The sequence below is a fragment of the Streptomyces echinoruber genome (genome assembly GCF_014651135.1).
Taxonomy (GTDB): Bacteria; Actinomycetota; Actinomycetes; order Streptomycetales; family Streptomycetaceae; genus Streptomyces; species Streptomyces echinoruber.
This window is the reverse complement of sequence record NZ_BMWH01000015.1, coordinates 149,019-170,456: the sequence shown is the minus strand read 5'-3', so window position 1 is coordinate 170,456 and position 21,438 is coordinate 149,019. Positions and strand designations below refer to the sequence as shown.

Genomic DNA, 21,438 nt, shown 5'->3' with positions numbered 1-21,438 from the left:
GGCATCTCCAGCGCGAACCTGCACGACAGCCAGGCCCTGGAGCCGCTGGTGCGCGGGATCCCGCCGATCCGCTCCCGCCGCGGACCGCGCCGGCGCCGCCCTGCCAAGCTCCATGCCGACAAAGGCTACGACTACGACCACCTGCGGAAATGGCTCCACACCCGGCACATCACGCCGCGCATCGCCCGTAAGGGCGTCGAGTCCTCGACCCGGCTGGGCCGGCACCGCTGGACGATCGAGCGCACCATGTCCTGGCTGGGCGGCTGCCGCAGACTCCACCGCCGCTACGAGCGCAAAGCCGAGCACTTCCTGGCCTTCACAGCCCTCGCATGCACCCTCATCTGCCACCGCAGGCTTACCAAATGAGATGAACTCTAAAGCGGGTGTCGCAGGTTCGAATCCTGCCAAGCCAGACCTTCAGGATCGACCCTGCGTACGGCCTTCACCACCGGGCTGCCCGCGCGAAGGCCGTCAGACGGGCCGGGCCAGACGGTCCGTCAGCACACGGGCCCGGGCCTGCTGGACCGCTCCCGCCTGGGAGGCGGCGAACCGCAGCAGGCCTGGGGGCGTCCGCAGGCGCAGGGTGTCGGTGATGACGCTGCCGACCTCGTGGCGGTCGATGGTGAAGCGGTAGCTCATGCGGACCCGGCCGGGGCTGCGGACCTCCCCGAAGATCTCGGCGGAGTGCGGGAGGCCGTCCGGGACGGCGGCGAGCGTGACGTCGATGATGTTGTCGCGCCGCAGGACGCCCAGGAAGCGGAAACGCTCCACGGCCGTGTAGCGCACGGTCCCGCCGCTGCGCCGCACGTCACGGACGGCAACGACGAGCGGCGACAGGCCGACGTAATGCAACGGTTCGGCCAGGTGCGCGAAGACCTCCTCCGGCGGCGCGGCGATCTCAAACGTGTGCTTCAGCTCGGTGGACGGCACCTCGGCCCCCTCCTCGATACGGCGCGCCGGCACGGTGATCCTCCCATCGTCGGGGCGGAAAGTTCCCGTACCCCGGCGGTAGGGCGGTCTGCGGGTCGGTACAGCTCATCGGAGCTCAGCCCCGGAGCCGACGAGAGGCGTGCCAGACGCGTGCCGGATCGTGCGGGGAACCACGGGGAACAGCGGTCACCCACTCAGCGCGCCCTCAGGCCATGACGCCGCTCTGCGGCAGGCCAGCAAGCCTGCCGACCCCGTAGAGCCCGAGTTTCCCAAGTTGAGGTCTCACCTCTGTATCTGCCTATCAGTCCAACCAGACGAGCACCGCGTCGTCCGCTCTGGCAGCGGCCTCGAAGAACTGAGTGAGGCCGTCGTACCAGGGTCGCCCCCACTCCAGTGCGCCAGGCTCGCCCCATCCGAGGGGGTACACCTCGGCGCTGGTCAGTTCGGCAGGATCCACACCTCCGACGAGCTGGTCATAGCTGTTGGCCCGCAGAGCCTCCGCTGCGAGCTTGACCCGCTCAGGCCGCAGGTACCTCGGAGGCCCGTACCCCCAGTCCTCATCCTCGGCGAACGGCTCCTCACCGTGGATCACGTTCACGGGGAACTCGACGCGCGCCAGCAGGAAGCGGAGCATGTCCCAGGCCTTGTACGTGCTGAAGTGACGTGCCTCGGCCGGCGCGGGCTCCGTCTCCTCCTCGGCGTCCTGGACCTCTTCGACCAAGTCCAGAGCCCAGTCGGGCTCTCGGGTCGCCCGGCCGAGTTCAGCAGCCGTAACACGCAGGTACTCGCCGATCATGCTCATGGCCGGAGACTAGGCGGGGTCACTGACAACGCCAGTTGTCAGTCGAGCGCGGCAGAGCTGGGCCGTCCCTGGGCCGTCCGAGGTCGCTCGACAGTGGCCAATGACGGCCAACGACGACCACCAGGCGCACGGGCCCACCGCTCCTGACCAGCAAAAACCCAGCTCACCAAGATCCCCGGCAAGACCCAGGGCAAGAAGAAGTAAGCCCGCGCTGTCTGAGCCCCCTGCCTGTGCATGCATCGCAGGTAGGGGGCTTTCTCGTGACCCGTGCCTTCGTGGGCGTTCTGGGCCGCCTCGGCGGGAGGGGGTCAGGGACGGCGTGGGTGTGTTTGAAGCGGGCGGGTCTGCTCTGGTCGGTGGTGGGGTTTGCTCGGTGGGCTGTCTCGGTCCGCCAGGTGGATTCCGCGTCCGTGGTGGGAGGTTCATGAACGGAACGAGCCGTGGCGTCGTGTCCTTTCGTCATGCCGTTGTGTGTGCCGGGTACCGGGTGCCGGGTGGGGGCCGTGTGGGGCATCTTTCGGGCTGCGCTTGGACGGTGAGGGGGATGGGGCGTCAGTTCTTCCCCCGGTTCGTGCGGGTGGCGTCCGTCTTGTTCTTGTCGGCCTTCTCCGCCACCTCCACGATCTTGTCGAGGAGGGAGGTCAGCGTGCTTGCCGCCTTGTTGATCTCGTCGAGGGAATGGAAGAAGGCCCGTTCGCGGTCCGCGTGGGTCTTGTAGGGGCCCTTGTCGTCGTCGGTCAGGGCTGTCCGGCAGGTGCGGCCCTGCCGGGAGAGTGCCGTCAGCGAACGGGACCAGTCTTTCTGGAGGGCCTTGTCGGGCACGGGGAAGTAGTCCAGCGCGTCCTCGGCGTGGCGGGCCAGGGCGACGCAGAGGCGGCCGATCTTCTCGCTGTCGATCCTGACCTTGCCGTTGGCGCGGGGCTTCTGCCGGCCGGCGGTGGTGAGGGCGTCGCCGAGGTCGGTGAGGGCGTCGCCGATGTTCTTGTAGTGCTCCATGCCGCCGTGTGCCAGCCACGCCAGCGCCTGCCAGGCGCGGATCTTCGCCCGCCGGGCCGGTGGCGGGGCCCAGACCAGGTCGCCGACCGAGTCGGCCGGGGTGCCGGCGGAGCCCGGTGCCGGGGCCGCGCTCGACCCGGACGACGCCGACCTGCCCGACGTGTCGTGCGCCGCCACCGTGAGCAGCACCGCGGACGCCGTCAGCATCGCCACCGTCCCGATGGGGAGTAAGGGGAAGGAGGGGAGTGAGGGGAGTAGGCGGCGCCGGGTGCGGGGGGTTGGTGGACCGTCGTCGGCGGTCGGTTGCGGGGGTGTGGCGCCGGCCTCGGAGGAGGCGGGGGGTGTCGGTGCCGGGTGGTGGCTTTCCGCCGGTTCGTGGGTGGGGCGCCGTGCCTTTCGCTGCCGGACGAGTCGCCGTATTCCCCATCCCATCATCGCGCCCACCGCCGCCGCGCATCCCGAGAGGAGGGTCGCCGGGGTGAGGGCGGCGCCGGTGGTCAGTCCCACGGAGATCCAGCCGACCGAGGGCAGCCAGTGGCACTGGGTGGCCATGGTGGTGACCGGGCCCAGGCAGCCGTTGGCCGCAAACATCACGAACACGCCCGCGTGGCCGAGGAGTTGGGTGACGGCGGCGGCCAGCAGCGCGCGCGGCAGCCAGAAGCGCCGGGACAGCGCGGCGACCGCCGCGGCCGTGAGGAGGCAGGAGGCGATGAGGACGTACGTGGTCAGCCAGATCTGGACGGCCCCGTACACGCCGGCGCGTTCCTCGAAGGAGGCGGGCCGGCGGCCGTGGAGCAGGTGACCCACCGTGGCCAGGCCCGCCCAGCAGACCACCCCGCCGGCCACGCCGGCCGGCAGCGACCGGCGGAGCCGCAGCCCCGGCGCCCCGGTCCACGCCCACAGCGCCACCGGGACCAGCCACAGGGCGAGGGCGGCGCAGTCCAGCAGCAGCCCCGCCTTCAGGGCCGTCAACAGGGGCAGCAGCACGGTGATGGCGGACAGTTGCCAGGAGTAGTCCCGCCACGGGCCGGGGTAGCTCCGCACCACCAGGTCGCGGAAGGTCTCCGCCTGGCTGTACACGCCCGCCGCGTAGAACTGGCCCGTCGAGTACCACCAGTGCAGCCCCGCCCACAGCACGACGGTCGTCACCAGCAGGTTCAGCGCCCCCACCGCGAGCCGCGGGCCTCTGCGCCGCAGCGCGAGCGCCGAGTGCGCGCAGTGTGCCGACCACACCGCCGCCAGCACCGCGAAGAGGAGCAGGCTGAGCAGGAACTCCGGGTGGGGACCGAACCACTCGTTGCCGTGCGTGCCGCGCGTCAGTTCCCCGACGACGAGCCCGCCGCCGAGCCACCCGCCCGCCCGGGCGCCGGACTCCGCCGGCCGGGGGGACGGGGAAGCGGCCACCGAGCGGGCCAGCGACAGGCTCAGCCACGGCGCGATCAGCACGGCCGTGCCCCACGCGCCGCCCCGGTCCGTGGACAGCCCGGGCACCACGACGAGCTCGTTGACCAGCAGCGACCCGCCCACCCCGACCAGGAACATCGACAGGGCACCCACCCGCGACAACCGGGTGCGGTCGGCGAGTGCCCGGCGCCGCTCGGCCCAGGTCGGATGGGTCCGCAGCAGGGCGGTGACCCGGCGCACCCGGGCCGCCACCGCGCCCTGCGGATCGCGGTGGCCCCACGCGGCCGGGAGCGCACCGCAGTCGACGGCCCGGGCGTCGGCGTGCAGTTCCCGGCGGCGCAGCAGGTCGGCGCGGGCGAGGTGCACCAGGGCGACCAGGAGCAGACCGGACAGGACGTCGTACACCAGCGTGGAGGCGGCTCCCGGCCAGAACGGCGAGTCGGTCAGGCCGAACAGGCCCTCGGCGAGCAGCCGGCACTCGTGGAACAGGTAGGGCAGCAGCGCCAGCAGGACGAAGACCCGCCACAGGGCCGTACTGGCGGAGGCGAAGTCGACGTCGCGGTTGTGGAGGTGGGCGAGTTCGTGCAGGACGACCGCCCGGAAACCCTCCGGATCCGTGGCGCGCCGCACCAGGAGACCCGCGTGCAGACACACCACGTACTGCCCCGACCGCCCGTACACGACGGCGCCGGCGGTGGTCCGCGTCGGATCCACCCGGAACCGCACCCCGTGGGTGATCCCGGCGCGGGCGCGCAGCGCGGCGAGCTCCGCCGCCAGGGTGCCGTCCGGGTCCATGTCCTCGGCGGGCACCGTACGGTGCCACCGGTCGCGCAGCCGCGGCTGCCACCAGTACACGCACGCCGTGACCGCCAGCAGGACGAGGGTGGCGACCAGGCCCTTCGCGTACTCCACCCTCGGCACCCCGGACATGCACCGCACCAGCGCCGCCGAACTGCGCACGGTCATCAGCAGGTTGTCCAGGTTGCGGCCGTCCGGGTCCAGCCCGCCGGCGAGCAGGCACCCCAGCGCGTCGCCCGGGGTGTCGTTGGGGCGGGGGGCGAGCACCGTGTTGAGCATGCTCACGCTGGACGCGGTCACGACCGCCATCAGCAGCGCGAACCGCGGCCCGGTGTCGGCGAGTCCCCGCCGCCGGCTGCGCCTTCCGGCGGCGGTGACGGCGGCGATGGTGGCGGTGGCGGGCGCGGCGTCGGTGGCGGGCGCGGCGTCGGGGGGTGGGGTCGGCGTGCCCGGGTCGGCCCCGGTCGTCATGACTCGGCCCCGGTGGTTCCGGGGGTCTCGGTGGCTTCTGTGCTTCCGGTGGTCTCTGTGATCCCTGTGGTACGAGTGGCCCTGGTAGTACCGGTGGCCGCGGTGCCGTCGCTTTCCGGTGCCGCGGCGGATCCCCCGTTCGCCGTGTCTGCCGCGTCGGCTGCATCGTCGGCCGCGTCGTCGGCCGCGTCGTCCCGCGCCTCCGTCGCCGCATCGCCCACGGCCAGGTGGGCCACGACCGTGTCCGCGAGCGTCTGCGCCGTACGGTCGTCCAGGCCCTGTTCGGCCGCGCGCCGCAGGATCTGGGCGCGGACCCGGGTCAGCTGGGCCCGGTCCAGTTCCGGCAGGCTGCGCGGCGGCTCCGCCGAGCCGCCGCGCAGTACCCGGCGCAGTCCGGCCCTGGCGCGGCCGACCACGCCGTCGGCGGCCGCGTCGACCGCACGCCGGGCCACCTGGTCCAGGACGAGCCACACCACGGCGGTGACGAGGGCGCCGGCCTCGGCCAGACCGAAGCCGAGCGGTTCGCGGCGTGTGCCCGACCCGGCGAGGACCCGCACGGCCCGTGCGTCGTCCAACCGGAACAGGCCCTCGACGACGGGCAGTTCCTGTGGGGCCCGCTCGGCCACCACCGCTCGTACGACATCGCGGACCCGTTGCGCTCCGACAGCTTCGGCCACCGTGAACTCCCGTACCCCCGAGGAACGTTGAGCTCCCAGTGTGGGCACATGAGCACCGGTGGTCGACACCCGCGCCGCCGTGTCAGGGTGGCGGCGGTCGTACGGACAGTGTCAGCCGCCGTACCCGGGGCGGTCGGCGTGCGGAGCCGTCGGCCCCCGAGCGGCGTTCACCCGCACTGGCAGGGCGCCCCCGACTGGCAGCCGCAGCCGCAGCCCGAACCGCAGCCGCAGGCGGCCACGAGGGGCAGGTGCGTGGGTTCGGGGGCCTGGTCGGTGGGGTGGGCCTGAGTGGGGTCGGGCGTGGTGTCCGGGGATTCGGCCATGGGTTCCTCCTGGACGTTGGGCGTTGTGGGCATTGGACGTTGGACGATCTGGGAATCTCTGCCCGTTGCAGTGCTCGCAGTTGCTCGTCCCTTGCATGCCCGTCCCGCCCGGGCGCATGAACGGCGCATGGAGGCTCGGCCGGCCTGCGCGACCGAGGGAGCGCGCCCCTCGACGACCGGCGCCGGCACCCGGAGCCCGAGGATCGGGAGCCTGGTACTCGGTGCCCGAGGATCGAAAGCCCGGCACCCGGCACCCGGCATCCGGCACCCGGGGCCCGGGGCCCGGGAACCGAGAACCCGGCCCCGGCCCCCGGCGCTCGTTCTCGGCCGACCCCGGCCGCAGATCACCGTGGACCCCGGCCGCGGATCGCCATGAACCCCGGCCGCGGATCACCGTGGACCCCGGCGCAGGGTCCCCGAACTCCGGCCGCAGGCCCCGTCGGCTAAACCCCTTCGACCCCCGTCACCGGCTGCACGTCCGCCTGGAGTTCGTCCGCGTGTTCGCCGGTCACGAGGTATACGACGCGCTTGGCGACGGAGACGGCGTGGTCGGCGAAGCGCTCGTAGTAGCGGCCGAGCAGGGTGACGTCGACGGCGGTCTCAATGCCGTGCTTCCAGCGCTCGTCCATGAGGTGCTGGAAGAGGGTGCGGTGCAGCAGGTCCATCTCGTCGTCGTCCTGCTCCAGTTGCAGCGCCAGGTCGACGTCCTTGGTGATGATGACCTCGGCGGCCTTGGCCATGAGGCGCTGGGCGAGCTGGCCCATCTCCAGGATGGTGGCGTGCAGGTCGTGCGGGACCGCGCGCTCGGGGTAGCGCAGCCGTGCGAGCTTCGCCACGTGCTGGGCGAGGTCGCCGGAGCGCTCCAGGTCGGCCGACATCCGCAGCGACGTGACCACGATCCGCAGGTCGGTGGCGACCGGCTGCTGGCGGGCCAGCAGGGCGATGGCCCGCGCCTCCAGGTCGTGCTGGAGCTGGTCGACCTTCTTGTCGGCCTCGATGACGCTTTCGGCCAGCTTCAGGTCGGTGTCGAGGATCGCCGTGGTGGCGCGTCCGATCGCCGACCCGACCAGCCGGGCCATGTCGACCAGGCTGTCGCTGATCGAGTCCAGTTCCTCGTGGTACGCGTCCCGCATCAGGTTCCCTCTCGTACGTCCGTTCCGGGGCTCGCACCCCACCCAACCAGCCGGGCCGGCGTCCCGCCCGGCCGACCGGGGCCGGTGCCCCGGCCAGTCAGGCCGATGCCCCGCCCAGTCAACCGGGGCGCGTGCCCCGCGGGCCAGGGAGCGCAGGTCCCGTCCGTCAGGGAGCGTAGGCCCCGTGTGCCGGGGGTCTGCGCCCCGTGCGCCGGAACGACGCCCCCATGCCCGGGGCCGACACCCCGCAAACCGGGGCCGGCACCCCGCAAACCGGGGCAAGCGCCCGGAGATCCGAGGGGTCCCGCCCCACGCTTCCACGGTCCGGCCGGAACGCGTCGGTTTCCGGCACCCCGAATGAACCGTTACTGGCCCCCAGGTGAACTCTGGGCGACGAGTGTCCGAGCTCGCCCTCGGACGGCTGTGGCCAGGGGGTATCGCATGCCTAACCTGGACGCATGGACGTGAACGCGGCGGTCGCCGCAGCGGCAGCGATCGCCGGAGTGCTCACCGGCGTCATCGCCATGCTGGCGTTCCGCTGGAGCGAGCGTGAGCAGCAGCGCCCCCTGCGCACCTCCCTGCACACGGACCCGGTGCTGCCGCCGGGAGTGGACACCGTACTGTCCGTGCTGCGCTCCTCCGCAGTCGTCCTCGACGAGGCCGACACCGTCGTCAAGGCCAGCTCCGCGGCGTACGCCCTCGGGCTGGTCCGCGGCGGCCGGCTGGCGGTCGAACCGATGCTGCAGATGGCCCGGGAGACCCGGCGCGACGGAGAGATACGCCAGGTCGAGCTGGACCTGCCCCGGCGCGGCACCGGCCGGGGCGAGCCGCTGGCCGTCTCCGCGCGCGTCGCGCCGCTCGGCTCCCGGCTGGTGCTGCTGCTCGTCGAGGACCTCACCGAGGCCCGCCGTATCGAGGCGGTACGGCGCGACTTCGTCGCGAACGTCAGCCACGAGCTGAAGACCCCCGTCGGCGCGCTCTCCCTGTTGTCCGAGGCCGTGCTGGACGCCGCCGACGACCCGGAGGCGGTGCAGCGCTTCGCCGGCCGGATGCAGATCGAGGCGACCCGGCTGACCAACCTGGTGCAGGAGCTCATCGACCTGTCGCGGGTGCAGAACGACGACCCCCTGGAGGACGCCGAGCCGGTGCGGGTGGACGAGCTGGTCGCCGAGGCCATCGACCGCTGCCGGCACGCGGCGGGCACCAAGCAGATCACCATCGCCTCCGGTGGTACGGCCGACCTGCACGTGTGGGGCAACCGCGGCCAGCTCGCCGCCGCCCTGGGCAACCTCGTGGAGAACGCCGTCAACTACTCCCCGGCCCGCACCCGCGTCGGCATAGCCGCCCGCAGGGTCGCCCAGCCCGGCGGGGACATGATCGAGATAGCCGTGACCGACCAGGGCATCGGCATCTCCGACAAGGACAAGGAGCGCATCTTCGAGCGCTTCTACCGCGTCGACCCGGCGCGTTCCCGGGCCACCGGCGGCACCGGACTCGGGCTCGCCATCGTGAAGCACGTCGTCGCCTCGCACGGCGGCGAGGTCACGGTGTGGAGCGCCGAGGGACAGGGCTCGACCTTCACCCTGCGGCTGCCGGAGGCCGGCGCGGCCCGCGACCGGGCCCAGCAGCACCCGGACCTCGACGAGGACGACGAGGACCGGGACGCCGCGGGAACCCGGCGGACCGGGGAGACGGACGGCCACACGCCACGGCGCGGCGGCACCGGCACGACGTCGGCAACGGCGTCCGGTGCGACGCCCGGCACGGCGTCCGGTACGGCGTCCGGTACGGCGTCAGGCACGACGACGCCGGGTGCCGCGTCCGGTACGGCGCCGGGCACGAAGTCCGCCGCGGCGCCCGACGGCGGCACGCCCGGTGGTACCGGTGCCACCGGCGGTACCGGTGGTGCCGCTGGTACTTCCGCCCGCGGCTCGAGCCCGTACCGCACCTCCCCCCACACTTCCTTCCGCTCTTCCTCCACCCCCCTGTTCTGCTCAGCCCCGTACGAACCGCTTCCCGCCCCGGAGGTCCTTCCGTGACCCGAGTGCTCGTCGTCGAGGACGAGGAGTCCTTCTCCGACGCCCTGTCGTACATGCTCCGCAAGGAGGGCTTCGAGGTCGCCGTGGCGGCCACCGGCCCCGACGGACTCGACGAGTTCGAGCGCAACGGCGCCGACCTCGTCCTCCTCGACCTGATGCTGCCCGGACTGCCGGGCACGGAGGTGTGCCGCCAGCTGCGCAGCCGCTCCAACGTCCCGGTGATCATGGTCACCGCCAAGGACAGTGAGATCGACAAGGTCGTCGGACTCGAGATAGGGGCCGACGACTACGTGACCAAGCCGTTCTCCTCGCGCGAGCTCGTCGCCCGCATCCGCGCCGTGCTGCGCCGCCGCGGGGAGCCGGAGGAGGTCGCGCCGGCCGCCCTGGAGGCCGGCCCGGTCCGCATGGACGTCGACCGGCACGTGGTCACCGTCAACGGCACCAAGGTCGACCTGCCGCTCAAGGAGTTCGACCTGCTGGAGATGCTGCTGCGCAACGCCGGCCGCGTCCTGACCCGCATGCAGCTCATCGACCGCGTCTGGGGCGCGGACTACGTCGGCGACACCAAGACCCTCGACGTCCACGTCAAGCGCCTCCGCGCCAAGATCGAACCCGACCCGGGCGCGCCCCGGTACCTGGTCACGGTCCGCGGCCTGGGCTACAAGTTCGAGCCGTAGACCGCGGCAGGGGCGGTGCGGGAGCGGTAGGGGAGCGGTAGGGAGGGGAGCGGTAGGGGAGCAGTGCGGGAGCGCTCCCGGGCGGGCGGCGCGTCCGGACGAGCGGTCCTGCACCCCCTCGTCCGCCCCCTCGCCTTTACCGCCTCGCCTTCGCCCCCTCGCCTGTGTGCCGTCGTCTCCGCGGTGCTGTGCCGGTGATGTGCCGAAGGGCGGCACCCTGCTCGGGGTGCCGCCCTTCGGCGTGCGTGCCGCGGCCTGCCCGTCCTGTCCTTCGGGCAGGACGCCGCGTGCTGTCGCTGCGTGCTGTCTCAGTCCGTCTCAGTGCCGGGCCGGCGCCGACTGCGAAGCGCTGTCGCTCGGGGTCGCGGACGGCGAGGAGGAGGCGGGGGCCGACGGCTTGCCGGACGGGGAGGTGGACGGGGTCGCCGAGGTGGAGGGGGAGGCGGGGGCGCTCGGGGTCGTGGGGACGGCGCTCGGACCCCAGGAGCTGAAGTAGCTCTCGGCCGGGACGACGAACGCCTGCAGGGTCACCGCGCCGGCCCGGCCGAAGGTGAAGGTGACCTTCTGGGCGTTGCCGTCCTGGACGGCCTGCCGGCCGCTGGGCAGGACGGCGGTGGCGTTGCCCTTGCCGCCGAGGACGATCGAGCCGCCGGCCGGGACGGTCAGCTTGCCCTTGCCGTTCGCGGGCGTGAGCTTCGCGGACGAGCCGCTCACGGAGACGGAGTCCAGCGTCTCGTCGCTGTCGCCGTTGTTGAAGAGGGTCGCCGAGATCACGGCCGGGCCGGTCGACCGGCGGTCCGGCTGGGTGATGACCAGGGCGTTCTGGATCTTGATGTTGCCGACGGTGGTCGCGGCGTTGTCCGGCTTGATCTGGAGCGTCTGGGCGTTGTTGCCGGCGCCGCAGGCGGCGAGCGAGGCGATCGAGAACGCGATGGCGGCGGCGGCGAGGGCGCCGCGTCGAAGGCTGCTGCTCACGGCGGCGGCAACTCCTTGATCGTGGGCTCGGCAGGGCGGTCTCCCTGTTGAACCGCCCCGGGTGTCTGTCAGCGGCCTTAGGGTACCGAGCCGCCCTTCGGGCGCCGCATCCGACCCTCCCCAAGTGACCGCCTTGACCCCAGGAGGGGCATCTGTCCCGGTCACGGCCCCTGTCACCACCGCGCACGCCGCCGTACCCGTCACCACCGTGCACAGCCGCCGCATCCGCCGTCGCCGCGCCCGTCAGTCATCGCACCCGTCACCGCCCTCACTGCGGCAGCCGTCACCGCTCCCGTCGTCGCCTGTGTCTTTCCCGTCGTCGCCCGCGTCGCCGCGCCGGCCCCCGGACGCGAGTCACTGGAGTCACATCAGCAACATCGGCATCATCAGCCTCACGTCCTTCACGGAAATCCCACCAAGGCAGGGGGAGGAAGGCGGAGGGAGGTTATGGGAATGGCGCGGACGGAGGAATGCGCGCCCGCCGCCGGAATTGATCACCGGCCGCCCGGTCCGGTGCCCGCGCACGCTCCGTGATCAATTCCGGATTCGCCGCCGGCCCGCACCCCCGGCAGCCGAACGGAGTAGCGAAACTCGATCGAACTCAGCCACCTGGAACCGTGCAAATGAGGACATTCAGGCGTCTGTACGGGTCATCGGGAGTGTGTGACGTGCGTGTTTCGCCTCGCCCGCAGATGCACTCCGACCTGCGAATACCGTCCTCCGGCGACCCCGCGAAGCACGTCCCGGCCGGTGTTGTCAAGCCCCGAGATATGCCCTGACCTGCGAAAACGCCATTCAGAAGACGCCGTATCCGTGTTACCCTGGATAGCCACGGAAGGGGTACCTGTCACATGACGTTCAAGGTTGGCGACACCGTGGTCTATCCCCATCACGGGGCCGCGCTGATCGAGGCCATCGAAACTCGCCAGATCAAAGGCGTGGACAAGACCTACTTGGTGCTGAAGGTCGCCCAAGGCGACCTGACGGTGCGTGTGCCAGCGGACAATGCGGAGTTCGTCGGCGTGCGTGATGTGGTCGGTCAGGACGGGCTGGACCGGGTCTTCGAGGTGCTGCGCGCGCCGTACGCCGAGGAGCCCACGAACTGGTCGCGTCGGTACAAGGCGAATCTGGAGAAGCTCGCCTCCGGTGACGTCATCAAGGTCGCGGAAGTCGTGCGTGACCTGTGGCGTCGTGAGCGTGAGCGCGGACTCTCCGCCGGTGAGAAGCGCATGCTCGCCAAGGCCCGCCAGATCCTGGTGAGCGAGCTCGCCCTCGCGGAGAACACGAACGAGGACAAGGCCGAGGCCCTGCTCGACGAGGTCCTCGCCTCCTGACGCCGGTGCGGGCGTGACACCGGGTGCGGGCGGCGGATCCGCTCCGTCGGCCCTGCGGTCGGCGGCTCTGCGGTCGGTGGCTCTGCGCTCGGCGTCCAGCGCCCACTCAGGCGCGCAGTCACCGTAGTCACTCACCTGTAGTCACTCACCACAGTCGACACCGACATGCCGTGGTGCCCGATGACCTCCCTCTGTCGCCGGGCGCTGCGGCATGTGCGTGCCCGCACAACGGTCGTACGCTGCTGCCGTACGCTAGGGGATCCGACCCCGTGGCGCACCGCCGGCCTCCGGACGTGCCACGTGCCCGACGGCTCCCGGAAGCGGAACCGGAAACGGAAAGTGAAAAACCCCACCTGGCCGGTGGGGGAAAGACGAATCCCCCGGTACCTCGTGGACCGGGTCCGGGCGGCTGGCTCGACCATGTCACGGAAGGGGCCGGTCAAGGGCGCCGCACCCCGGCCACGCCAATGCCCTACCCACGTAGGCCGCGCACACAAACCTGACAGGAACCGATGTCTGACGTTTCGCGCCCTTCGACCACGGGCGCCCGCCCCGCGGCGCGTACCGCCGCCGTGATTCCGGCCGCCGGCCGGGGCGTACGCCTCGGCCCGGGCGCCCCCAAGGCGCTCCGCGCGCTCGGCGGGGTGCCCATGCTGATCCATGCGGTGCGCGCCATGGCCGCCTCGCGTGCCGTCTCGCTCGTGGTCGTCGTGGCCCCGCCCGACGGCGCGGCAGAGGTCAAGTCGCTGCTCGACGCGCACGCGCTGCCCGGCGCGGGCGCCGGCGGCACCGACTTCCTCGTCGTCCCCGGCGGCGAGAGCCGTCAGGAGTCGGTGCGGCTCGGCCTGGAGGCGCTGCCGCCGGACCACGACATCGTGCTCGTGCACGACGCGGCGCGGCCGCTGGTGCCCGTGGACACCGTGGACGCCGTCATCGAGGCCGTACGGGAGGGAGCCCCCGCCGTCGTGCCGGCGCTGCCGCTCGCCGACACCGTCAAGGAGGTCGAGCCCGCGACGGCCGAGGGGGAGCCGGAGCGGGTGCTCGCCACGCCGGACCGGGCGCGGCTGCGGGCGGTGCAGACACCGCAGGGCTTCGACCGGGCCACGCTGGTGCGCGCCCACGAGACGGTCACCGGCAACGTCACCGACGACGCGAGCATGGTCGAGCAGCTCGGCGTGCCCGTGGTGACGGTGCCGGGCCACCCGGAGGCGTTCAAGGTGACGCGGCCGCTGGACCTGGTGCTGGCGGAGGCGGTGCTGGCGCGGCGGAGGCTCAACGATGTCTTCTGAGGACTCCGAGGACACGGCCTTCCAGGACACCACCGGCCGGGACACCGCCGGCCAGGACACCGCCGGCCGGGACACCACCGGCGGACCCGGGGACGCCGGGGGAGCCCGGGGCGCCGAGGGGGTCGTCCTCCCGCAGGTGGGCATCGGCACCGACATCCACGCCTTCGAAGAGGGCCGGGAGCTGTGGTGCGCCGGCCTGAAGTGGGAGGGCGAGGGGCCGGGACTGGCCGGGCACTCCGACGCGGACGTGGTCGCGCACGCCGCGTGCAACGCGCTGTTCTCCGCCGCCGGGCTCGGCGACCTCGGGCAGCACTTCGGGACCGGGCGGCCGGAGTGGTCCGGCGCGTCCGGGGTGACGCTGCTGACGGAGGCGGCGCGCATCGTGCGCGCGGCCGGCTTCCGGATCGGGAACATCGCGGTGCAGGTCGTCGGACCGAGGCCGAAGATCGGCAAGCGGCGCGCGGAGGCGCAGAAGATCCTGTCCGAGGCCGCCGGGGCGCCGGTGTCGGTGTCCGGCGCGACCACCGACGGGCTCGGCTTCCCCGGGCGCGGCGAGGGGCTGATGGCGGTGGCGACGGCGCTGGTCGTGCGGGCGGAGTGAGCGGCCGGTCGTACGGCCAGGATGACGGCCGCCGGTCGCCGCGTTCGTGCTGCGGGTGAGGCGGGAGCGTGCGAGGGTATCCGCAGAGTCGACCGTGATGCGAGTTCCGGAGGGTTCCATGTCCGCTGCCCTGCCCGACAAGATCAAGGCCATCCTCGACCGCCCCGTCTTCATCGTCGTGGGCACCGTTCAGCCCGACGGGAGCCCGCAGCTCTCCCCGGTCTGGACCAAGCGCGACGGCGACCAGATCCTGTTCTCCACCACCGTCGACCGCCGCAAGTACAAGAACATCGCGCGTGACCCGCGCGTCAGCGTCATCGTCCAGGACCCCGAGAACCCCTACTCCTACGCCGAGATCCGCGGCACCGCCGAGACGACCACCGAGGGCGGCCCCGAACTCATCGACGAGCTCTCCGTCAAGTACAGCGGCAAGAAGTACGCCGAGTTCAACCCGGCGTCCGTGAACGACGCCCAGCGCGTGGTCGTGCGGATCACGGCGCGGAAGGTCGTGGGCATGGGGTACTGAGCGCGCCCCGCGCCGCGGGGTGCCGGCACTCCGCCTCCCCGCCCCGCCCCGCCGCGCCCGGTGCCGCGTGGGCGAGGTCACGAATGAGCGGACAACGAGCGGACTCGGGGCGGGGAGCGCCGGGCACGTCTTTCGGGCCACTACCCTGGAGTGGTGACGATTCGCCTGTACGACACCAGCGCCCGGAAGATCCGTGACTTCATCCCGCTCAAGCCGGGTTGCGTCTCGATCTACCTGTGTGGTGCCACCGTGCAGGCGGCACCGCACATCGGGCACATCCGCTCGGGACTCAACTTCGACGTGCTGCGCCGTTGGTTCGAGTACCGCGGCTACGAGGTGACGTTCGTCCGCAACGTCACCGACATCGACGACAAGATCATCAAGAAGGCGGCGGAGCAGAACCGCCCCTGGTGGGCGATCGGCTACGAGAACGAGCGCGCCTTCAACGACGGCTACCGCGCCCTGGGCTGCCTGCCGCCGACGTACGAGCCGCGCGCCACCGGCCACGTCACCGAGATGGTCGAGATGATGGAGCGGCTCATCGAGCGCGGGCACGCGTACGCGGCCGACGGCAACGTCTACTTCGACGTGCGCTCCCTGCCGGGCTACCTGTCGCTGTCCAAGCAGGACCTGGACGACCTGCGCCAGCCCTCCGAGGAGGGCGAGACCGGCAAGCGGGACCCGCGCGACTTCGCGCTGTGGAAGGCGGCCAAGCCGGGCGAGCCGACCTGGGCCACGCCGTGGGGCCGGGGCCGGCCGGGCTGGCACCTGGAGTGCTCGGCGATGGCGCACAAGTACCTCGGCTCCGTCTTCGACATCCACGGCGGCGGCATCGACCTGATCTTCCCGCACCACGAGAACGAGATCGCGCAGGCCAGGGGCTACGGCGACGAGTTCGCCCGGTACTGGGTGCACAACGCCTGGGTGACCATGAGCGGCGAGAAGATGTCGAAGTCGCTCGGCAACTCGGTGCTGGTGTCGGAGATGATCCGCCGCTGGCGGCCCATCGTGCTGCGCTACTACCTCGCCACCCCGCACTACCGCTCGATGATCGAGTACAGCGAGGAGTCCCTGCGCGAGGCGGAGGCCGCCTTCGCCCGTATCGAGGGCTTCGTGCAGCGGGTCACCGAGAAGTACGGCAAGGACATCGAGCCCGCCGCCGAGGTGCCGCCCGCGTTCGCCGAGGCGATGGACGACGACCTGGGCGTGCCGCAGGCCCTGGCCGTGGTGCACACCGCCGTCCGGCAGGGCAACAGCGCCCTGGCCGCCGACGACAAGGAGGCCGCCGTCGCCCGGCTCGCCGAGGTGCGGGCCATGCTCGGCGTCCTCGGCCTCGACCCGCTCGATGAGCACTGGAGCGGGGAGGGCGAGCGGGGGGAGGACCTGCACGGCGTCGTCGACACCCTGGTGCGCATGGTCCTCGACCAGCGCGAGGCCGCCCGCGCCCGCAAGGACTGGGCCACCGCCGACGCCCTGCGCGACCAGCTCAACCAGGCCGGGCTCGTCATCGAGGACAGCCCGCAGGGCCCCCGCTGGAGCCTCGGCTCCCGCTGAGCGGGCCACCAAAGCCCTGACGGGTGTGCCGCCCGGCCGTCCGGGCGGCACACTGCGACGGGCGGCACCGCACCGACGTACGTACGCGAAGAATTTCAGGAAACCTCAGGAGACGGGTAGCTCATGGCCGCACACAACCGCCGCATGTCCGGCAAGAAGGGCGCGCAGGTCGGCAGCGGCGGCAAGCGACGCCGCAGCCTGGAGGGCAAGGGCCCCACGCCGCCCGCCGAGATGCGCAAAGGACACCCCAAGCAGCGCGCCGCGCAGGCCAAGGCCCGCCGTGCCCAGGGCGGCCGGCGCCGCGGGGCCGGCAAGTCGGCCGCGGAACTCGTCGTGGGCCGCAACCCGGTCGTGGAGGCGCTGCGCGAGGGTGTGCCCGCCACCACCCTGTACGTGCAGCAGTTCATCGACAACGACGAGCGGGTGCGCGAGGCGCTCAAGCTCGCCGCCGACCGCGGCGGCGTCCACCTCATGGAGGCGCCCCGGCCCGAGCTGGACCGCATGACGGGCGGCCTCAACCACCAGGGCCTGGTCCTGCAGGTCCCGCCGTACGAGTACGCCCACCCCGAGGACCTCGTCGAGGCCGCGCACGACGCCGGCGAGGAGCCGCTTGTCGTCGCCCTGGACGGCGTCACCGACCCGCGCAACCTCGGTGCCGTGGTGCGGTCCGTCGCCGCCTTCGGCGGCCACGGCGTCGTCGTGCCCGAGCGGCGCTCGGCCGGCATGACCGCCGGCGCGTGGAAGACGTCCGCCGGCACCGCGGCCCGTACGCCCGTGGCCCGCGCGACCAACCTCACCCGCACCCTGGAGGCGTACCAGAAGGACGGCCTGATGGTCGTCGGCCTGGCCGCGGACGGCGACACCGAGCTCGGCGACCTGGACGTGCTGGAAGGTCCGGTCGTCATCGTCGTCGGCAGCGAGGGCAAGGGCCTGTCCCGGCTGGTGGCGGAGACCTGTGATTTCCGGGTGCGCATCCCGATGCCGGGCGGCGCGGAGTCGCTGAACGCGGGTGTCGCGGCGAGCATCGTGCTGTACGAGGCCGCCCGCCGCCGCGCCTGAACACAGGCGGCGAACGCACGTCCGCACCGTCGCCCGACCGGGTGAATCGGGGCGATCAGGGCAAGGTTGACGGGGCCCGGACAGATCCGGCGGGTCACGGCAGTGTCCTAACACCCCGTCACTCGGTTAGATGAGTGTGGACACCAGAACACCCCGCACACCCACGGGGGACCGCTCGTCGGGACTCGACGACGCTCCCGCGCTGAGCATGGTGAAGGTGCCGAGCGATCCGGCGCAGGTCATCGTCAGTCATGCGAGCTTCCGCGTGGAGCTGGGCAGCTCGACGCGGCGCGTCCGGTCCCCGCGCATCGCCCGGTCCGCGAGCGCCGCCGCGGACACCGCCCGCATCCCCGCCGTCGGCGCGGCGGCCCGCGCGGGCGCGCCCGCCGGGGCCCGCCGCCGCCCGGTCGTCTGGAGCGGGAGCGCCGCCCCCGACGACACCGGCGCCCACCGCCTCCTGCAGGCCGTGCGGGCCGGCAGCGTCGGCCACCGCACCCACCACGGCGCCCTGGGCACTGCCGCGGAGGAGCCCGCCGCGCCCGCCGTCGACGCCGGGGCCACCCAGGTCATCCCCCGCGGCGGGCCGGGCCACGGCGGCACGGGCTACCGCGGCGGCTACGACGACGGCGGCTACGACGGCGGCGGCTACGACGACCTGGACCGGACCGTCGAGACGCCCGTCGTCGGCGCCCAGCGCCCCCCCGGCGACGCCGCCGGCCGGACCCGGCTGCTGCCCGCCATGCGCACCGTCGAGAGCGCCTACGACGAACCCGGCCGGGCCGGCACCACCCACGCCGGACCCGGCTGGAGCGACGGCGCCCACGACGGGCCCGGCTGGGCCGACGAACCCGACTGGGCCGACGAACCCGACTGGGCCGACGAGACCTACGAGATCCACGAGACCTACGACGACGCCGAGGAGCCGCGGCCGGCCGACCGGACCGGCGCCGGCGAGCAGCCCGGCCGGCGCGCCGCCGACGAACGGCACGCCTACTACCCCGGCCGCCGCATGAACCTCGGCGTCGTGCTGCTGCCGCTGCGCGTCCTCCTCGGCTTCATCTCCGTCTACGCCGGCCTGGACAAGCTGTGCGACCCCCTCTACTTCGACGGCGGCAAGCGCGGCTCCATGGTGAAGTGGCTCGACACCCTGCACCCCTGGGAGAGCGCCGAGCCGCTGCGCCAGTTCGCCCTGCAGCACCCCGTCGGCTCCGGCCTGGCCATCGCCTTCCTGCAGGTCATCGTGGGCGTGCTGACCGTCCTCGGCTGCTGGCAGCGCGTCGCCGCCGCCATCGGCGCCCTGCTGTCGGCCGCGCTGCTGGTCACCGTGAGCTGGAAGAGCGTGCCCGCCTACCACACCCCCGACATCATCTACCTCGCCGCCTGGTCGCCGCTGGTCATCGCCGGCGCCCCCGTCTACTCCGTCGACGGCCGCCTCGCCGCCTCCGCCTGGCGCCGGCTCGGCCCCCGCTCCGACATCTGGGAGCTGCGCCGCTACGTGCTGCGCCGCGGCGCCCTGATCACCGCCGTCACGACCGGCCTGACCCTGCTCGTCGGCTCCCTGCTCGGCGGCGCCGTCCGCGACGCCGACCGCGTGGTCGTGCCCGGCCCCGGCCAGGCCCCGCGCAACGAGCTGCCCGGCTCCCCGCTCCCGCAGGACCCCGCCGAGCGGCACCGGCGCGACCCGGCCACCGCCGCCACGCCCAGCCACCGCGGCCCCGGCTCCGCGAGCCCGTCCAGCGGCCCCGCGTCCACCGCCCCCGGCGCCACCCGCGACACCGGCACCGGCGGCCCGGGCGGCGCGCCCAGCCAGACCCGGGGCAGCACCACCGGACGGACCGCGCCCGGCCAGTCCTCCCCCGTCCAGCAGGCGCCCAGCAGCACCAGCTCGGGCTCCGGCGGCGCCGCGACCGGCGGCAGCGGCGGGTCTTCCTCCGGCGGCTCCTCCTCCGGCGGGTCCTCCTCCGGTGGCGCCGACTCCGGTTCCGGCCAGTCGGGACTGGTGGGCGGCCTGCTCGGCTAGACCGCGGGCGCGCCGCCCGTGCTGCGGGCGGCACATACGGACCGCGGGCGGCGCATACGGACCGCGGGCGCGCGTACGGACTGCGGGCACGCACATGGACTGCGGACGCGCATACGGACCGCGGGCGCGCGCACGGCCGTACGACCCGTGCGCGCGCCCGCGCGACACGACCCCGTCCCCCCACCGCATGACGACGGTCCCGCACCTGGAAAGGGTGCGGGACCGTCGTCATGCGGGAAGCGGTGCCGGTCGGGCGGCGGTTCGGCGGCGGTTCGGCGGCTCCGGGCCGCGGGTTCCTCAGCTCTGGGCCGCGAGTTCCTTCGCCGCCTCCGTCAGGTCCTTGGCGGTGTCGATGGCGCGCCAGTAGGCGCCCTGCGGGAGGGAGAAGCCGGCGAGGCGGCGCTCGCGGGCCAGGCGGGGGAACGTGGTGCGCTCGTGGTCGCCGCGCTCGGGCAGCAGGGCGGTGAACTCCGGGGAGAAGACGTACACGCCCGCGTTCACCTCGAACGTCGAGAGCGGGGCCTCGATGAAGTCGGTGATGCGGCCGAAGCCGTCCGTCCGCACCGCGCCCCACGGGATGCGCGGGCGGGCCAGCGCGAGGGTGGCGACCGCGTCGCGCTCGGTGTGGAAGTCGGCCATGTCCCGCAGCGAGAAGCGGGTCCAGATGTCGCCGTTGGTGGCGTACCAGGGCTCGGTGGGGCGCGGGAGGTGGGCCGCGGCGTACTTCAGACCGCCGCCGCGGCCGAGCGGCTCGGTCTCCACCACGGTCGTCACGGACAGCGGCAGATCCGCCGACGCCAGCCACTTCTGCAGGACCTCGGCGAGGTGGCCGCAGGAGACCACCACGTCCGTCACACCCTCCTCGGCGAGCCAGGTCAGTTGGTGGCCGATGATCGGGGTGCCCGTGCCGGGGATCTCGACCATCGGCTTGGGCCGGTCGTCGGTGTAGGGACGCAGCCGGGAGCCCTGGCCGCCGGCCAGGACCACGGCCTGAGTGGGGCGCGACGAGGCGTTCGGATGGGTCATGCCCGAACTGTACGCGGCGCCCCTCTCCGATCACGGCGGCCGGTGCGCTTTCTTGATCTCCCCTTACCGGTTTGACCAGCCCTTACCGGTTTTGATCGACCCTCACCGGTCCTGACCGGCCTTCACCGGTTCGGGCGGCGTCCGCACCCATGCGGGCGGACAGTCGGCGGGCACCCGGGCCCGCGGTGCGGCGGACCGGGTGCCGGTCAGCCCTGGGCGGCCAGGACGCCGGAGGCGAAGGCGGTGTCGCAGACGGGGCGGGCGTAGGACTGGGCGCGCGTCGGGCCGTACCGGCGCACCGCGGCCTCGCCCAGGGCGCGGGCGATGGAGGCGCAGTGCCGGGCCAGCGACGGGCGGCCGTTGACCGCCCGCTGCAGGTGGGTGAGGGCCACGCCCGGGTCCTTCTCCTGCAGTTCCGTCAGCAGCCGGTCGCGCAGCACGTCCTGCGGGGGGCGCGGGCCGGAGCGGACCGCGGAGACCTCGTCGGAGGAGGCGGCGAGTACCGAGTGCGACGGGCCCCCGGTCCAGTTGACGCGAGTCACCGCGAGGGTGCCGGACAGCACCAGCACGACGGGCAGGACGAGGGCGAGGGAGCGGCCGATCCGGTGGGCGGGGCCCCGGCCGCGGCGGGTCTGTTGGGTGGTGGAGTGCTTCACGCGTGTGAGGGTAGCGCCCGGTAGTGATTTGGCGACATTAAGTCACTGATTCGGGCGATGTAAGAGTGCCTTTTCGTGGGTAAGGGGTTGACGCACACCGCTCGAAACGACCGGTGTGCCGGGGTATTTGTCGACAGCGGCCGACAGC

19 protein-coding genes are annotated in these 21,438 nt (G+C 73.0%); 10 read left to right on the top strand and 9 right to left on the bottom strand.

Going from position 1 to position 21,438, the window contains the following annotated elements:
* Nucleotides 1–366, top strand: a 366-nt coding sequence (locus IE225_RS18830) for an IS5 family transposase (protein WP_190058712.1), incomplete at its 5' end; no start/stop codon positions are given.
* A gap of 105 nt (nt 367–471) precedes the next feature.
* On the opposite strand, the gene IE225_RS18825 is transcribed toward IE225_RS18830, so the two are convergent.
* The 6 genes from IE225_RS18825 to phoU form a co-directional block, all read right to left on the bottom strand.
* Nucleotides 472–963 carry an SRPBCC family protein gene (locus IE225_RS18825; protein WP_229879683.1) on the bottom strand — a complete coding sequence of 164 codons (492 nt, stop codon included), beginning with the start codon at nt 961–963 and terminating at the stop codon, nt 472–474.
* Nucleotides 964–1,231: 268 nt separating this feature from the next.
* Nucleotides 1,232–1,732, bottom strand: coding sequence for a YfbM family protein (locus IE225_RS18820; protein WP_229879681.1), 501 nt, complete (start codon nt 1,730–1,732; stop codon nt 1,232–1,234).
* A gap of 552 nt (nt 1,733–2,284) precedes the next feature.
* On the bottom strand, nt 2,285–5,401 hold the full coding sequence (locus IE225_RS18815; RefSeq protein WP_190058711.1) for a M48 family metalloprotease: 3,117 nt from the start codon (nt 5,399–5,401) through the stop codon (nt 2,285–2,287).
* Nucleotides 5,398–6,078: a hypothetical protein gene (locus tag IE225_RS18810; protein WP_190058710.1), complete on the bottom strand. Its 681-nt coding sequence runs from the start codon at nt 6,076–6,078 to the stop codon at nt 5,398–5,400. The genes IE225_RS18815 and IE225_RS18810 overlap by 4 nt, the downstream gene beginning before the upstream one ends.
* Before the next feature lie 167 nt (nt 6,079–6,245).
* Entirely contained in the window at nt 6,246–6,401 is a 156-nt protein-coding gene (locus IE225_RS18805) for a hypothetical protein (protein ID WP_190058709.1), read from the bottom strand.
* 443 nt (nt 6,402–6,844) lie between these two features.
* Nucleotides 6,845–7,534, bottom strand: coding sequence for a phosphate signaling complex protein PhoU (gene phoU, locus IE225_RS18800; RefSeq protein ID WP_190058708.1), 690 nt, complete (start codon nt 7,532–7,534; stop codon nt 6,845–6,847).
* Nucleotides 7,535–7,992: 458 nt separating this feature from the next.
* On the opposite strand from phoU, the gene IE225_RS18795 reads away from it, so the two are divergent.
* Together IE225_RS18795 and phoP are read left to right on the top strand one after the other, a co-directional pair.
* Nucleotides 7,993–9,573: a sensor histidine kinase gene (locus IE225_RS18795; RefSeq protein ID WP_190058707.1), complete on the top strand. Its 1,581-nt coding sequence runs from the start codon at nt 7,993–7,995 to the stop codon at nt 9,571–9,573.
* 5 nt (nt 9,574–9,578) lie between these two features.
* Complete coding sequence (gene phoP, locus IE225_RS18790) at nt 9,579–10,250, top strand: two-component system response regulator PhoP (protein WP_506004983.1); 672 nt, start codon at nt 9,579–9,581, stop codon at nt 10,248–10,250.
* A 318-nt stretch (nt 10,251–10,568) separates the two neighbouring features.
* Here phoP and IE225_RS18785 read toward each other — a convergent pair whose 3' ends face one another.
* On the bottom strand, nt 10,569–11,225 hold the full coding sequence (locus tag IE225_RS18785; protein ID WP_190058705.1) for a copper chaperone PCu(A)C domain-containing protein: 657 nt from the start codon (nt 11,223–11,225) through the stop codon (nt 10,569–10,571).
* Nucleotides 11,226–12,076: 851 nt separating this feature from the next.
* On the opposite strand from IE225_RS18785, the gene IE225_RS18780 reads away from it, so the two are divergent.
* The 7 genes from IE225_RS18780 to IE225_RS18750 all read left to right on the top strand — a co-directional run bounded on the left by IE225_RS18780 (nt 12,077) and on the right by IE225_RS18750 (nt 19,608).
* Entirely contained in the window at nt 12,077–12,559 is a 483-nt protein-coding gene (locus IE225_RS18780) for a CarD family transcriptional regulator (protein WP_003953493.1), read from the top strand.
* A 512-nt stretch (nt 12,560–13,071) separates the two neighbouring features.
* Entirely contained in the window at nt 13,072–13,848 is a 777-nt protein-coding gene (gene ispD, locus IE225_RS18775; protein ID WP_190058704.1) for a 2-C-methyl-D-erythritol 4-phosphate cytidylyltransferase, read from the top strand.
* Nucleotides 13,838–14,449 (top strand): 2-C-methyl-D-erythritol 2,4-cyclodiphosphate synthase, encoded by a 612-nt coding sequence (gene ispF / locus IE225_RS18770; RefSeq protein ID WP_229879679.1) that lies wholly within the window; start codon nt 13,838–13,840, stop codon nt 14,447–14,449. Before ispD ends, ispF begins: the two co-directional genes overlap by 11 nt.
* A 118-nt stretch (nt 14,450–14,567) precedes the next feature.
* Nucleotides 14,568–14,975 (top strand): PPOX class F420-dependent oxidoreductase, encoded by a 408-nt coding sequence (locus IE225_RS18765; protein ID WP_190058703.1) that lies wholly within the window; start codon nt 14,568–14,570, stop codon nt 14,973–14,975.
* A gap of 153 nt (nt 14,976–15,128) precedes the next feature.
* Nucleotides 15,129–16,529, top strand: a complete 1,401-nt coding sequence (gene cysS / locus IE225_RS18760) for a cysteine--tRNA ligase (protein ID WP_190058702.1) — start codon at nt 15,129–15,131, stop codon at nt 16,527–16,529.
* Nucleotides 16,530–16,652: 123 nt separating this feature from the next.
* Entirely contained in the window at nt 16,653–17,588 is a 936-nt protein-coding gene (rlmB, locus tag IE225_RS18755; RefSeq protein WP_190058701.1) for a 23S rRNA (guanosine(2251)-2'-O)-methyltransferase RlmB, read from the top strand.
* Nucleotides 17,589–17,718: 130 nt separating this feature from the next.
* Nucleotides 17,719–19,608 carry a DoxX family protein gene (locus IE225_RS18750; protein ID WP_190058700.1) on the top strand — a complete coding sequence of 630 codons (1,890 nt, stop codon included), beginning with the start codon at nt 17,719–17,721 and terminating at the stop codon, nt 19,606–19,608.
* 297 nt (nt 19,609–19,905) lie between these two features.
* Here the strand turns inward: IE225_RS18750 and IE225_RS18745 are convergent, their stop codons facing one another.
* A complete protein-coding gene (locus IE225_RS18745; protein ID WP_190058699.1) occupies nt 19,906–20,634 on the bottom strand; it encodes a nucleotidyltransferase family protein in 729 nt (242 codons plus the stop codon).
* Between the two features lie 206 nt (nt 20,635–20,840).
* Nucleotides 20,841–21,290 carry a hypothetical protein gene (locus tag IE225_RS18740; protein ID WP_190058698.1) on the bottom strand — a complete coding sequence of 150 codons (450 nt, stop codon included), beginning with the start codon at nt 21,288–21,290 and terminating at the stop codon, nt 20,841–20,843.
* Nucleotides 21,291–21,438 lie beyond the last annotated feature (148 nt).

Excerpts from the sequence above, each read along its gene's own strand:
- IE225_RS18820 (WP_229879681.1), bottom strand. The coding sequence starts at position 1,732 with ATGAGCATGATCGGCGAGTACCTGCGTGTTACGGCTGCTGAACTCGGC.
- IE225_RS18815 (WP_190058711.1), bottom strand. The coding sequence starts at position 5,401 with ATGACGACCGGGGCCGACCCGGGCACGCCGACCCCACCCCCCGACGCC.
- IE225_RS18805 (WP_190058709.1), bottom strand. The coding sequence starts at position 6,401 with ATGGCCGAATCCCCGGACACCACGCCCGACCCCACTCAGGCCCACCCC.
- phoU (WP_190058708.1), bottom strand. The coding sequence starts at position 7,534 with ATGCGGGACGCGTACCACGAGGAACTGGACTCGATCAGCGACAGCCTG.
- IE225_RS18795 (WP_190058707.1), top strand. The coding sequence starts at position 7,993 with ATGGACGTGAACGCGGCGGTCGCCGCAGCGGCAGCGATCGCCGGAGTG.
- IE225_RS18780 (WP_003953493.1), top strand. The coding sequence starts at position 12,077 with ATGACGTTCAAGGTTGGCGACACCGTGGTCTATCCCCATCACGGGGCC.
- ispD (WP_190058704.1), top strand. The coding sequence starts at position 13,072 with ATGTCTGACGTTTCGCGCCCTTCGACCACGGGCGCCCGCCCCGCGGCG.
- ispF (WP_229879679.1), top strand. The coding sequence starts at position 13,838 with ATGTCTTCTGAGGACTCCGAGGACACGGCCTTCCAGGACACCACCGGC.
- IE225_RS18765 (WP_190058703.1), top strand. The coding sequence starts at position 14,568 with ATGTCCGCTGCCCTGCCCGACAAGATCAAGGCCATCCTCGACCGCCCC.
- rlmB (WP_190058701.1), top strand. The coding sequence starts at position 16,653 with ATGGCCGCACACAACCGCCGCATGTCCGGCAAGAAGGGCGCGCAGGTC.
- IE225_RS18750 (WP_190058700.1), top strand. The coding sequence starts at position 17,719 with ATGAGTGTGGACACCAGAACACCCCGCACACCCACGGGGGACCGCTCG.
- IE225_RS18745 (WP_190058699.1), bottom strand. The coding sequence starts at position 20,634 with ATGACCCATCCGAACGCCTCGTCGCGCCCCACTCAGGCCGTGGTCCTG.